The 251-nt window shown below is 55.8% G+C and carries 1 protein-coding gene; it reads right to left on the bottom strand.

Annotated features, from left to right (window positions below; all coding sequences use genetic code 11):
* On the bottom strand, nt 1–251 hold a 251-nt coding region (locus KVT28_RS25840), incomplete at both ends, for a terminase family protein (RefSeq protein WP_217551108.1).

Below are 251 nucleotides of genomic sequence, written 5' to 3' on the forward strand. Positions count from 1 at the left end.
TGGGCGGCATCCTCCAGGGTCATCGTGACAACGGCCCGGTCTGGCGACTTGTCGAGTAAGTAACGCTTAACGACTGAACTCATGCCCTTGAGCGGCGTAAAGGTTAGTACAGATGGACCGCGGGCGATGTTTGTTCGCGTCAGAGCTTCAGTGAAGATTGACTCGTCTGGCTCTTCGTCCAGCCAAAGATAGTCAATAGTGGCGCCCTGGAAGCGCTCTCTCCCTTGGGCGTAGGCTTTCAGTGAGATGGT

The sequence above is a fragment of the Pantoea sp. GbtcB22 genome, from assembly GCF_019091025.1.
Lineage (GTDB): Bacteria > Pseudomonadota > Gammaproteobacteria > Enterobacterales > Enterobacteriaceae > Pantoea > Pantoea leporis.